The sequence below is a fragment of the Bacillus mobilis genome (assembly GCF_001884045.1).
Classification (GTDB): domain Bacteria; phylum Bacillota; class Bacilli; order Bacillales; family Bacillaceae_G; genus Bacillus_A; species Bacillus_A mobilis.
This window is the reverse complement of sequence record NZ_MACF01000119.1, coordinates 326,904-339,285: the sequence shown is the minus strand read 5'-3', so window position 1 is coordinate 339,285 and position 12,382 is coordinate 326,904. Positions and strand designations below refer to the sequence as shown.

The window sequence follows — 12,382 nt, the reverse complement described above, 5'->3', positions numbered from 1 at the left end:
GCTTTTATTTTTGGATCGCAACATCAGTAAGAATCGCATCAAATATATCTTTTTGCGTGAAGTTATCTGTAAAAATAGCTTCTCTGGTAACTTCAATTGTATCGTGCGGATTATACCATTTTTCTAGGGAATCCTCACCAAATTCATGTCGTTTGTCCCTTGTGTTATGTCGTCGAATCGTTTCTTTTAACGATAAATCAAAGTAATATGTATAGACGTTTCCTTCGAAAAAATGTATTAATTCTTTCAGCATATCACCGTATCTACGACTGTTTAAAATGCCTTCTAAAATAACAAATTTACATTTTCCTTTTCCGTACTTTGTAATTTCAAATAGTAAATCATGTGATAAATTCCCCATCGTATCGTGTACTCTAAGCATATCTCTACGTACAACATCTTGTGATACTAAAAGTGTACCTTGTCCGAAATGTTCTTGTAGTTGTTTTGCGATTGTTGTTTTACCACTTGCGGAGTTGCCTCTAAGAATGATTAAAGTTGATTTAAGTATAGGATTAGACATAATGTATTCCCCCAGCGCGAATGAGTATATAGAAAATTTTAACAAATAAAGTGCGGAAAGTGTATAATTAATAGGATTGAAATAAAAAGGTGGGAGTTAGATGGAACATGAATTAAATAAGGCGCAGCCGATTTGGAAACGGACATGGTTTCGCTATCTAGGGGCATTTATAATTGTTCAATTACTATTTATTATTTGTGAGATTACAGGATGGGCACCAAATTTTAAGCCGAGTGGAGAGTTTTTAAATAGAATTTTACATTCTGAATTTTTCACGGAATGGTTCACTCCATATGAAATTCCTCATTTTAATGTGTTTACAGCATTTTTTGCGATTACATTGTTACCATACGCATTAATTGGTGCAATGAAAGATTTCACAACTAGGAAAAATATAAATAATTAAGAAGAGGTATTATATGCTATTTCAAAAAGATTATGTATCGGTACGGTACGTAAAAGAAGAGGATGCACAGGTCATTTCAAAATGGTTAACAAACCCAGAAGTCTTGCAGTATTACGAAGGGCGAGATAATCCGCAATCTGTAGAAATGGTACTGGATCATTTCATACATAATCCCAATAGTCATGAAAAAAGGTGTGTAATAGAGTTTGATAATATGCCGATTGGTTATATTCAAATGTATCCAGTTGATTCTGAGTGGAAAGCGTTATATGGCTATGAAGAATCTCAAAATATATGGGGAATGGATCAATATATCGGTGAACCGACTTATTGGGAAAAAGGAATTGGAACGAAACTCGTTCAGGCAGCAATTACATATATTATGGAGAACACGGGAGCAGAAGCAATCGCAATGGACCCGAAAGTAAATAATGAACGCGCCATAAACTGTTATGAAAAATGCGGATTTAAAAAGGTGAAGATTTTAAAGGAACATGAGCTGCATGAGGGGGAATTAGAAGATTGTTGGATGATGGAGTATAAAACTATTGGGGGTAGATGATATAAATGAAGGCGCTACTTGTATTAGATATGCAGAAGGCGATTTTAGAGTGTAAAGATTTTTCTGTTGAAAAAGAGTTAATCACAAATCTTTTAAAACGATTTAAAGCAGAAAATGAACCTATTATTTTCTTAAAACACCGAGATAATAATCCAGAAAGTACGTTGTATTTTGAATCAGCCGGCAGCGAATTAATAGAAGAATATGCCAAGTTTGCGGATTATGTAGTTAAGAAGACAACACCTAGTGCTTTTAAAGGAACAAGTGTTGAAGAGATATTAACAAAACATAAAGTTGATCATGTTGTAATCGTTGGATTTAATACGGAATTTTGCTGTTTATTTACAAGTATCGCTGCTTTTGAAAAAGGCTATAAAGTTACGCTCATTGAAGATGCGACAGGAACTGCTAACGATGAAGAAGTATATGAAATGCCTGGGCTTGATATAAAAGATTTTATCGGATCAGTCTTGAATTGGTCTAATGTAATTGAAGTTTTGTATTATGATGAATATATAGAAACATATACAAAAAAGGGAGCTGCGCGAAATGAAAAAAGCTTTAATAGTAATTGATGTGCAAGCAGGTATGTATACAGCAGGAATGCCAGTACATAATGGGGAGAAGTTTTTAGAAATATTGCAAGAACTTATTGGGGAATGTCGGTCTAATGATATTCCAGTTATTTATGTACAACATAACGGACCAAAAGATCATCCGTTAGAAAAAGGTACAGAAGGCTGGAAAGTGCATGAGGCGATTGCTCCGCAAAAAGGGGATCGTATCGTTGAAAAGACGACGCCAGATTCATTCCATAAGACAAACTTAAACGAAGTGTTACAAGAAAAAGGGATTGAACACGTTATGATTTCAGGTATGCAAACAGAGTACTGTGTGGATACGACAACGCGAAGAGCGTTTAGTGAAGGGTATAAAGTAACGTTAGTGAGTGATGCGCATAGTACGTTTAATACAGAAGTGTTACGTGCGGAAGACATTGTAAAGCATCATAATGTAGTGTTTGGAGCATTTGCTAATGTTGTTACGTTAAAAGATTTGAAAGGGACTGCCTCTAAATAAGAGGTAGTTTTTTTATTATATGAACGATATCTTGAAAATATCGTTCATATAATTTCACGTACCATAATGAATACATAAAAAAGGAGCACCACATAATTAAAAGGGCGCTCCTGCATCAAAAAGTTACTTCTTCTTATCTTTATCCAATATATTCTGCTCTTCAGCAAATTCCGTACCATATGCAAAGCGGCGATTAATATGAATGTTATCATTGTTGTGCCTTGTGTGTGAGTTAGAAAAGCGATGCACAATTACTTCAGATAATGTAAAGACAGTAGCGGAAAGGAAACTGCCCCATGCAATTTGCATGTAATTGTCTAATAAAATATTACCGAAAATCCATACGCTTAAATACGTTAGTAAGAAATCCGACATAATGGCGCCAGTATTGCCAATTCGGTTTAATATGATTTTGTCGACGAACATATAGGATACGATTGTAACAAAGAGACTAAATGAAATAATTTGGACGAATGTTGCAGGGAAAAATAAAGCGAGTCCAATACTAAATGCGATAATGCACGATATAAACTTAATAAGTACTACAGTAAAACCATTCAATATTTACACCTCCGATTTATACATAGTTTTACAATAAATTTAGGAGTTCATACATTGTAACAAATATATTTACATAAAACTTTTTCATGTTCGTTTTTTTGTCTAAATATTAAAAAAACAAAGAAAAAATGTTATAGTAAAATGAGAGTATATGACATTTTTAGGTAAGGGGGAATCCATGGTGTGGATTACTTCAGAAGTAGAAATTCCAGATGAGTTAATTGATCATCTTGAACAAGGAAAGTTAGTACTATTTGTTGGAGCGGGAGTTTCTATGAAAGGGAAATCAAACTTACCGAATTTTGATGATCTAGTTGATGAAATTGCGAAAACGTTATATGTGGAAACACGTGAAATAACAGAACCACATGATTATTATCTTGGTAAAATTGCGAAAACAAAAGATGTACATCAAGTTGCAAGAGATTTAGTTCATACTGAAAAGTCAAAGCCGAATCCGCTTCATTATGCGATTCCGAGGTTGTTTCCTTTAGATACAGAAGTCCGTATTGTAACGACAAATTTTGATCGGCATTTTACAACTGCGATGAAAGAAATGAATAGAGAATTAAACGTATATTACGCACCTGCGTTACCTACAGGTCGAGCGTTTAAAGGTCTTGCTTACATACATGGCAATATAGAACAAGAGAAAGAAGCATTAATATTAACAGATGGTGATTTTGGAAGGGCTTACTTGACGGAAGGATGGGCAAGAAGATTTTTAGTGGATTTATTCTCGAATTATACCGTTTTATTCGTTGGATATAGCCATAATGACCCAGTAATGAAATATTTAGCGACGGGTTTACCGCCAAGTACAAGGCGTTATGCATTTGTTGCACAAGGGGAAAATACGTACCACTGGGAGCATTTAGGAATACGGCCGATTGTATATCCGAATAAAGGAAATAATCATCAATCACTCGTTAAAGCAGTGAAGCGATGGGCGGAATTAATGGGAGATAATTATATTACAAAACGAATGCGAATTCGTGACATAGTAACAGTTCCGCCTTCAGTAGAGCAGGAACAATTATCATACATAAAACAATCCATAAAAAAAATTGAAACAGTCCGCTACTTTGTTGAATTTGCTCATGATTATGAATGGGTGGAATGGCTTGAAGCAGAAGGGAAATTACAAAATTTATTTTTAGTTACATCAAATGATAATGAGGTAGATGAACTACTTGCAGAATGGTTAGTGGAACAATTTCTTTTTAGTCATCAAAAAGAATTATTTCAATTAATTTTTAAAAATCATTCTAAACTATCTCCGTTATTATGGAAAACAATTTGTAGCTACTTAAACGAGACGAAAATTGAGATGGACCCGTTGTTGTTTGCGAGATGGACACTTCTTTTACTAGAAACAGCTGAAAAAGATAGTAAATCAATTGAAAAAATTTCTTATTTACTGCAAAAATGTTCTTTTCCTGAGCATAAAGAGATTGCTTTATTGTTACTAACGTTTATTTTGGATGGAAAGCTTAAGTTGAAGCGGGAAAGAAAATGGGGAAATGATACACAAGAATCGATAGAACTTGAGGAATCGAGTCGTTTACCATTGTCTACATTTTCTTATGTGGAGCAAATGTGGAATGAGAAGATGAAACCGTATATTTCCTATTACGCCGTACCAATTATGATGATGGGAATAGAAAAGATGCGACTGTTATCACTACGACAAACGGCTTTGAAAAAAAAGGATAAGGAAAATGCTGAAAAAGAGTTTCAGCAAAATGATCTTGCCTTTTTAATTCAAATTGTAAAAGAGTGTTTAGCTTATTTATGTGAAAACAATGAGAAAAAAGCACATTATTATATTACAGAAATGATAGAAGCAAACAGCGTGCTTCAGACCCGAATTGCAATTGATGCAATGAATAAAAACATATTTGTTAGCGCTGATGACAAAATAAAATGGTTGTTACATGAAGGACTTCTTTTAGATGTCACGTATAAACACGAAGTTTTTCAACTTATAAAAAATCATTTCGCATCTTCTCTAGAAAAAACAAAGGAAGAAGTCATTCAGATTGTACTGAAAGACCTTGCAGAGGAGAGAGCATTTGATGTTTGTTTCGTATTAGATTTATTGTTCACTTGTGATTCAAATAGTCCATCTACAGCAAAAGGTTATGAGGTAATGAAGCAAAAACATCCTCACTTTCATTCTGAGCGATACAGTGTACAAAAGAAAGAAACCGCAGAACAAAGTATTACTTGTAATGTAACTGCTGATGGATTATTACAGCTGAAAGACGATGAAATTATGAAACAAGTTCGGCAATTTTCTCAAGACGGAGTTTTTGAACAACGTCATTTTTTAGAGATGTTATCGAAAGCATGTAAATTGAATATAGAATGGAGTATTTCATTTGCTTATCAATTAGTTAGTATGCATGAAATAAGTAATGAAGTATGGTTTGTTTGTATTAGAGAGTGGCGAAATAACCGAGGATTGACAAATGAACAAATCCAAAAAGTTGTACCATTATTGCAGAAATTTGTTAGAAATACTGCTTTCCATTGGTTAATTAGCAGTTTTCTATATGAAATTAGTAATCGATTAGAGGATCTAGAGGAAAACAGCATACGCAACGTAAAACGGTTTGCTTTTGCGGTATTTCCTCAAGTAATGAAAAGTGATACAGATTTTAAGCTTGGAAAACAAGATTTTTACAATGAATCGATCCAACATCCTGTTGGGAAAATGACAGCTGTATTATTAAAACTGTTATCATATGATCATTTATACGATCGAAACGTGTATGAATATTTATTTTTATTTGAAGAGCAAGTAAGGGTTAGTTCAGAGCGGACAAATTACATGTTAGCTCGTTTAGTAGCAGATATTACATTTCTTTATCATATTGAGAAGCAATGGTGCCGAAAATATTTGTTACCGTACTTAGATTTAAAGAAGGAAAATGAGATTACGAAATATGCATGGGCAGGCTTATGCTACACGCAAATCAATTTACCTTTATTTACAGAAATGAAGCGATTTATTAAGTATGCGGTAGAACATTTGGAAGTATTGCATCCGCATACGAGGGAAGCTTTCTTAAAATGGCTTAGTTTTGTATTTATTAAATGTGTACTGTATTGGGAGCAAAAAACAGATTGGTTATACCCATTGCTTATACAAGAAAATGAAGAAAATAAAATTAAATTTATGCAGTTTTTATGCTATTACGTCAAAACGTTAAGTGTAAAAGAACAACAAAAATTTTGGACAGCTTGGCTCAGTATATTTTTGCGAGAGCGACCGAAAATGGGTGAAATCACAGCTAGAGAATATGTAATGCTTTTACGTATTATTTTATTTATGGATGAAATAGTAGAAAGAGGATTATCGATAATATGTAAATCATTTTCGGACGTGGGTGGAAAAGGGAATCAAACGGAGATAAAACAGTTATTGAACGAAATACTTGAAAAGACAGAGCGTATAAAAATGTCCAAAGATTTGTATGCAAATGTATTTTTTACTTTACTGCAAACGCTTCAGGAAGCCGATTTACTTGAAACGGAAATCATTCGAATAAAAGAAGTATTAATCCGGTACGGAGTAGAAAAGTATGTATTAAATGCAATAGATAATGAGATAATTCGCATCGGAATTGTTATGGAGAATTTACAAGAAGAAATGTAGGGCGAAAGTGGAATTTTAAAAAATATATAAAAAGTTGTTGACAGTGTTTTGAAAAGCGTTCTATAATACGAATCATACTTATTCAATTTCAAAAAACATTTGAATAAACAAAGTGCAATGAAGAGATCACAGTAGTGGTTAGTCTTACTGTAACAGAGAGCTGGTGGTTGGTGTGAACCAGTACAGGGATAATCATGAATTACAGTCTTGGAGCATCTTTTTCGTAATAAAGATAGTTTCGTCTTTATGAAGAAAAAGCGGTCAATTGATCGTTAACAGTGAAGAGAGGTAGACGGAAAGTTAGTCTACAACTAGGGTGGTACCGCGATAAATATCGTCCCTACTGATTTATTCAGTAGGGACTTTTTGTATTTTAGTGGTCCAACTTGAAAATTAAATATACATGCGTTGAAAGGAAAAGCAGTAGTTGTTGTTTCCCTGTAACAGAGAGCTGGTGGTTGGTGCGAACCAGTACAAAAACAAGAGCGAATTACAGTCCTAGAGCATCTTTTTCGTAGTAAAGATAATATTGTCTTTATGAAGGGAAAGACGGTCAGATGATCGTTAACAATGAAGAGAGGTAGACGAAAGAAGTCTACAACTAGGGTGGTACCGCGATAAATATCGTCCCTACTGATTGAATCAGTAGGGATTTTTTGTACAAAAAAGTGGGTTTTTATCTAGTAGATAGTGTCCTTATAGTAAGTATTCGTTTAAAATAAGAAGAGGTATCGATTCCACTTAAAATTTGTATAATTTATCAGTTCAGAAAATAGAGAATTTTTCATTCTCTTACTATACTTTTAAAACATTAGAGGAGGATTTCCAAATGGCAAATCATGAATTAGATCAATTACGTAAACAGGTAGATGAAATTAACTTACAACTATTACACCTTTTAAACAAACGTGGTGAAATCGTTCAAAAAATTGGAGAGCAAAAGCAAGTACAAGGTACGAAACGCTTTGATCCAGTACGTGAGCGTGAAGTACTTGATATGATCGCAGAACATAACGAAGGACCATTCGAAACGTCAACGGTTCAACATATTTTCAAAACAATCTTCAAAGCAAGCTTAGAATTACAAGAAGATGATAACCGTAAAGCATTACTAGTATCACGTAAAAAGAAACAAGAAAACACAATTGTTGATGTAAAAGGTGAATTAATTGGAAACGGAACACAAACGTTCATTATGGGACCATGTGCGGTAGAAAGCTTAGAGCAAGTTCGCCAAGTAGGGCAAGCGATGAAAGACCAAGGGTTAAAATTAATGCGCGGTGGTGCGTTCAAACCGAGAACATCTCCTTACGATTTCCAAGGTTTAGGAGTAGAAGGATTACAAATATTACGCCAAGTAGCAGATGAGTTCGACTTAGCGATCATTAGTGAAATTTTAAATCCGAACGATGTTGAAATGGCATTAGACTATGTTGATGTAATTCAAGTTGGAGCACGTAACATGCAAAACTTCGATTTATTACGAGCTGTAGGTAAAGTTAACAAGCCAGTATTATTAAAACGTGGATTAGCAGCAACAATTGATGAATTCATTAACGCAGCTGAATACATCATTGCACAAGGTAACGACCAAATTATTCTATGTGAGCGCGGTATCCGCACATACGAAAGAGCAACACGTAACACATTAGACATTTCAGCAGTACCGATTTTAAAGAAAGAAACACATTTACCAGTTATCGTTGACGTAACGCATTCAACTGGACGTAGAGACTTATTATTACCAACAGCGAAAGCAGCACTTGCAATTGGCGCGGATGCAGTAATGGCTGAAGTACATCCAGACCCAGCAGTTGCATTATCAGATTCTGCACAACAAATGGATATTCCAGAATTCCATAGATTCATGGATGAGTTAAAAGGATTCAAAAATAAATTATCTTAATTCCATATCATATATGCGCTGAAGAGGAAACAGTAGTGCTTATCTCCCTGTTATAGAGAGCTGATGGTCGGTGTGAATCAGTACAAAGATAAGCATGAATTACAGCCTTGGAGCATCTTTTCCGCCAACTGTTGGAGGTAAAGACGGTCAAATGATCGTTAAAGAAGAAGAGAGGTAGACGAAAGTTGTCTACAACTAGGGTGGTACCGCGATAAAAATCGTCCCTACTGAGCGCTCAGTAGGGACTTTTTTGTACAAAAAAATAGTAAAGGGGCAAGAGAAATGAGATACATTACAGCTGGAGAATCACATGGACCGCAGTTAACAGTTATTTTAGAAGGTGTACCAGCAGGTTTAACATTAACAGCGGAACATATTAATAAAGAATTATTAAGAAGACAAAAAGGGCACGGACGCGGAAGACGTATGCAAATTGAAACTGATACAGTTGAAATTGTAAGTGGTGTTCGTCATGGGATAACACTCGGCTCGCCGATAACGTTAATCGTAAAAAATGATGATTTCAAACATTGGACGAAAGTAATGGGTGCAGAGCCAATTTCGGAAAAAGAAAGTAAAGAAATGAAACGTACAATTACAAAACCACGTCCAGGACATGCGGATTTAAACGGGGCAATTAAATACGGTCACCGTGATATAAGAAACGTGCTAGAGCGCTCATCTGCAAGAGAAACGACAGTTCGTGTAGCTGCTGGTGCAGTTGCGAAACAAATTTTAAAAGAATTAGGCGTAGAAATTGCAGGGCATGTACTTGAAATTGGGGGAGTAAAAGCAAAACATATTTCAAACTTATCAATTGAAGAGATTCAAACAATTACTGAAAACTCACCAGTTCGATGTTTAGATAAAGAAGTAGAACAAGAGATGATGGATGCGATAGATAACGCTAAAAGTAGCGGAGATTCAATCGGCGGCATTGTTGAAGTCATTGCAGAAGGCATGCCAATAGGTGTTGGTAGTTACGTTCATTACGATCGTAAATTAGATGCAAAACTAGCTGGTGCAATTATGAGTATAAATGCATTTAAAGGTGCTGAAATTGGTGTTGGTTTTGAAGCAGCAAGACAGCCAGGAAGTAAAGTACATGATGAAATTTTATGGGATGAAGAACAAGGATACACGAGAAAAACGAATAATGCCGGCGGTTTAGAAGGCGGTATGACAACAGGCATGCCAATTGTCGTAAGGGGTGTTATGAAACCAATACCTACATTATACAAACCGTTAGCAAGTGTTGATATTGATACGAAAGAATCATTCCAAGCGAGTATTGAAAGATCTGATAGTTGTGCAGTACCAGCGGCAGGTGTAGTAGCTGAATCTGTTGTAGCATGGGAACTTGCACACGCACTAGTCGAACAATTCGGAAAAGATCGTATAGAATTAATTCAGCAAAACCTTACGCAACATAACAAATACGCAAAAGAATTTTAATAAAAAGGTGGTTTTAACATGCAAGTAAAAGATCAACTCTCATCATTACAACCATATACACCAGGTAAATCACCTGAACAAATGAAAGAAGTGTACGGAAATCATACATTTGTGAAATTAGCATCGAATGAAAATCCATTCGGCTGCTCACCACGTGTTTTAGATGAGTTGCAAAAATCGTGGTTGGAACATGCTTTATATCCTGACGGAGGTGCTACAACGCTCCGTCAAACAATTGCAAATAAGTTACATGTACAAATGGAACAAGTACTTTGCGGTAGTGGATTAGATGAAGTCATTCAAATAATAAGCCGTGCAGTACTTAAAGCAGGAGATAACATCGTGACAGCTGGTGCGACATTCCCTCAGTACCGTCATCATGCAATTATTGAAGGCTGTGAAGTGAAAGAAATTCCTTTAAATAACGGAGTATACGATTTAGACGAAATTTCGTCAGCGGTAAATAATAATACGAAAATCGTATGGATTTGTAATCCAAATAACCCGACAGGCACATATGTGAATGATCAAAAATTGTCTCAATTTATTGAAGGTATTAGTGAAAATACGTTAATTGTCATTGATGAAGCGTACTATGAATACGTAACAGCAAAAGATTTCCCAGAGACATTACCGCTTTTAGAAAAACATAAAAACATTCTTGTACTTAGAACATTTTCTAAAGCATACGGATTAGCTTCTTTCCGCGTTGGATATGCGATTGGACACGAAGAGCTAATCGAGAAATTAAATGTCGTACGTTTGCCATTTAACGTATCTTCATTAGCGCAAAAAGCAGCGACGATTGCTTTTGATGATGACGAGTTTATTGAAGAAATAGTTCGTGTGAATACAGAAGGATTACAACAATACGAAAGATTTTGTAAGGAAAATGAAATTCCATTTTATCCATCGCAAACAAATTTCATCTTCTTGCCAGTTGAGAATGCTGAGGATATTTATGAGGCTTGTGCACACGCAGGATTTATTATTCGTCCGTTCCCAAATGGTGTCCGTATTACAGTCGGAACAAGGGAACAAAATGAAGGAGTGATTTCAGTGTTACAACAACACTTTGAAAATAAAAAAAGAAAGTCTCGAGATGAGGCAAATGCGTAAAAAGGTAGTTTTAATTGGGACTGGTTTAATCGGAGGCTCTCTCGCATTAGCAATTAAGAAAGAGCACGATGTAACGATAACAGGTTATGATATTTTTCAAGAACAAGTAGAGCGTGCAAAAGAATTACACGTAGTAGATGAAGTAGCTGTAGATTTACAGCATGCATGTGAAGAGGCTCATTTAATTGTTTTTGCTTCTCCAGTTGAAGAAACGAAGAAGTTATTACACAAATTAGCGTCATTTCGTTTACGAGAAGATGTTATTGTAACCGATGTTGGTAGTACAAAAGGGACGATTATGAATGAAGCGGAAGCTTTATTTTCAAAGGAAGTTTCTTTCATTGGTGGACATCCAATGGCAGGTTCTCATAAAACGGGCGTTGAAAGTGCAAAAGCACATTTATTTGAAAATGCATTTTACATTTTGACACCGATGAATCATGTGCCAAATGAACATGTAGAAGAACTAAAGCGTTGGTTGCAAGGTACAGGATCTCATTTTCTCGTTTTAAATACGGAAGAACATGATTATGTAACAGGGATTGTAAGTCATTTTCCACATCTTATCGCCGCTGGATTAGTAAAGCAAGTGGAGAAACATGCAGGAGATAATCCACTTATTCATCAACTAGCTGCTGGAGGTTTTAAAGACATTACACGTATCGCATCTAGTAGCCCAAAAATGTGGAGTGATATTGTTAAGCAAAATCGTGAGCATTTAATGGTATTATTAAAAGAGTGGATCTCTGAAATGGAAGATTTATATGATACAGTTTCTACCGGAGATGCAGGCGAGATTCAAAACTATTTTGCAGACGCGAAAGAATACCGTGACTCTTTACCAGTACGAAAAAGAGGAGCAATTCCTGCCTATCACGACTTATACGTCGATGTTTTAGATAAAGTAGGAGCATTGGCTCACATTACGAACATTTTAGCGCGCGAAGAAATTAGTATTACGAACTTGCAAATATTAGAAGCGCGTGAAGGATTGCTTGGGGTGTTACGTATTAGCTTCCAAAGAGAAGAAGATCGTATGAAAGCAAAGCTAGCGCTTGGAGAAGAAAAATACCAAACTTATGAAACAATTTAAATGAGAAGGTGAA

General features: G+C 35.3%; 11 protein-coding genes and 3 other annotated features. Of the genes, 9 read left to right on the top strand and 2 right to left on the bottom strand.

The annotated features are described in order from the left end of the window. Positions 1-4: 4 nt before the first annotated feature. The gene (locus tag BAQ44_RS21410) at positions 5-523 is read right to left on the bottom strand and encodes a kinase (RefSeq protein WP_071723606.1); all 519 of its coding nucleotides are present in this window, start codon (positions 521-523) and stop codon (positions 5-7) included. A 100-nt stretch (positions 524-623) separates the two neighbouring features. On the opposite strand from BAQ44_RS21410, the gene BAQ44_RS21405 reads away from it, so the two are divergent. Genes BAQ44_RS21405 through BAQ44_RS21390 form a run of 4 tightly spaced genes read left to right on the top strand, consistent with a single transcriptional unit; the run spans position 624 to position 2,571 of the window. After that, positions 624-929 carry a YfzA family protein gene (locus tag BAQ44_RS21405; protein ID WP_063260555.1) on the top strand — a complete coding sequence of 102 codons (306 nt, stop codon included), beginning with the start codon at positions 624-626 and terminating at the stop codon, positions 927-929. 13 nt (positions 930-942) lie between these two features. Next, on the top strand, positions 943-1,491 hold the full coding sequence (locus BAQ44_RS21400) for a GNAT family N-acetyltransferase (RefSeq protein ID WP_071723604.1): 549 nt from the start codon (positions 943-945) through the stop codon (positions 1,489-1,491). Positions 1,492-1,496: 5 nt separating this feature from the next. Next, on the top strand, positions 1,497-2,066 hold the full coding sequence (locus BAQ44_RS21395; protein WP_071723601.1) for an isochorismatase family protein: 570 nt from the start codon (positions 1,497-1,499) through the stop codon (positions 2,064-2,066). Then, positions 2,041-2,571: a cysteine hydrolase family protein gene (locus BAQ44_RS21390; RefSeq protein ID WP_071723600.1), complete on the top strand. Its 531-nt coding sequence runs from the start codon at positions 2,041-2,043 to the stop codon at positions 2,569-2,571. Before BAQ44_RS21395 ends, BAQ44_RS21390 begins: the two co-directional genes overlap by 26 nt. Before the next feature lie 123 nt (positions 2,572-2,694). Here BAQ44_RS21390 and BAQ44_RS21385 read toward each other — a convergent pair whose 3' ends face one another. Further along, complete coding sequence (locus BAQ44_RS21385) at positions 2,695-3,132, bottom strand: YndM family protein (protein ID WP_001013095.1); 438 nt, start codon at positions 3,130-3,132, stop codon at positions 2,695-2,697. Between the two features lie 151 nt (positions 3,133-3,283). Between BAQ44_RS21385 and BAQ44_RS21380 the strand changes: the two genes are divergently transcribed. The 5 genes from BAQ44_RS21380 (at position 3,284) to tyrA (ending at position 12,369) form a co-directional block, all read left to right on the top strand. Beyond that, complete coding sequence (locus BAQ44_RS21380; protein ID WP_084669597.1) at positions 3,284-6,796, top strand: DUF4020 domain-containing protein; 3,513 nt, start codon at positions 3,284-3,286, stop codon at positions 6,794-6,796. A gap of 108 nt (positions 6,797-6,904) precedes the next feature. Continuing rightward, positions 6,905-7,141, top strand: a binding site (T-box leader). Positions 7,142-7,195: 54 nt separating this feature from the next. Further along, positions 7,196-7,431: a binding site (T-box leader), on the top strand. 194 nt (positions 7,432-7,625) lie between these two features. Continuing rightward, positions 7,626-8,702 (top strand): bifunctional 3-deoxy-7-phosphoheptulonate synthase/chorismate mutase, encoded by a 1,077-nt coding sequence (locus tag BAQ44_RS21375; protein WP_001273575.1) that lies wholly within the window; start codon positions 7,626-7,628, stop codon positions 8,700-8,702. 9 nt (positions 8,703-8,711) lie between these two features. After that, positions 8,712-8,931, top strand: a binding site (T-box leader). Between the two features lie 53 nt (positions 8,932-8,984). Next, a complete protein-coding gene (aroC, locus tag BAQ44_RS21370; RefSeq protein ID WP_061679623.1) occupies positions 8,985-10,157 on the top strand; it encodes a chorismate synthase in 1,173 nt (390 codons plus the stop codon). Positions 10,158-10,175: 18 nt separating this feature from the next. After that, positions 10,176-11,276, top strand: coding sequence for a histidinol-phosphate transaminase (hisC, locus tag BAQ44_RS21365; protein WP_071723598.1), 1,101 nt, complete (start codon positions 10,176-10,178; stop codon positions 11,274-11,276). Then, positions 11,269-12,369 (top strand): prephenate dehydrogenase, encoded by a 1,101-nt coding sequence (tyrA, locus tag BAQ44_RS21360; RefSeq protein ID WP_071723597.1) that lies wholly within the window; start codon positions 11,269-11,271, stop codon positions 12,367-12,369. Before hisC ends, tyrA begins: the two co-directional genes overlap by 8 nt. The last annotated feature ends 13 nt before the right edge of the window (positions 12,370-12,382 follow it).

What these genes read in the sequence shown, in the direction of transcription:
- BAQ44_RS21410 (WP_071723606.1), bottom strand. Translation starts at nt 523, where the DNA reads ATGTCTAATCCTATACTTAAATCAACTTTAATCATTCTTAGAGGCAAC.
- BAQ44_RS21405 (WP_063260555.1), top strand. Translation starts at nt 624, where the DNA reads ATGGAACATGAATTAAATAAGGCGCAGCCGATTTGGAAACGGACATGG.
- BAQ44_RS21400 (WP_071723604.1), top strand. Translation starts at nt 943, where the DNA reads ATGCTATTTCAAAAAGATTATGTATCGGTACGGTACGTAAAAGAAGAG.
- BAQ44_RS21395 (WP_071723601.1), top strand. Translation starts at nt 1,497, where the DNA reads ATGAAGGCGCTACTTGTATTAGATATGCAGAAGGCGATTTTAGAGTGT.
- BAQ44_RS21390 (WP_071723600.1), top strand. Translation starts at nt 2,041, where the DNA reads ATGAAAAAAGCTTTAATAGTAATTGATGTGCAAGCAGGTATGTATACA.
- BAQ44_RS21380 (WP_084669597.1), top strand. Translation starts at nt 3,284, where the DNA reads ATGACATTTTTAGGTAAGGGGGAATCCATGGTGTGGATTACTTCAGAA.
- BAQ44_RS21375 (WP_001273575.1), top strand. Translation starts at nt 7,626, where the DNA reads ATGGCAAATCATGAATTAGATCAATTACGTAAACAGGTAGATGAAATT.
- aroC (WP_061679623.1), top strand. Translation starts at nt 8,985, where the DNA reads ATGAGATACATTACAGCTGGAGAATCACATGGACCGCAGTTAACAGTT.
- hisC (WP_071723598.1), top strand. Translation starts at nt 10,176, where the DNA reads ATGCAAGTAAAAGATCAACTCTCATCATTACAACCATATACACCAGGT.
- tyrA (WP_071723597.1), top strand. Translation starts at nt 11,269, where the DNA reads ATGCGTAAAAAGGTAGTTTTAATTGGGACTGGTTTAATCGGAGGCTCT.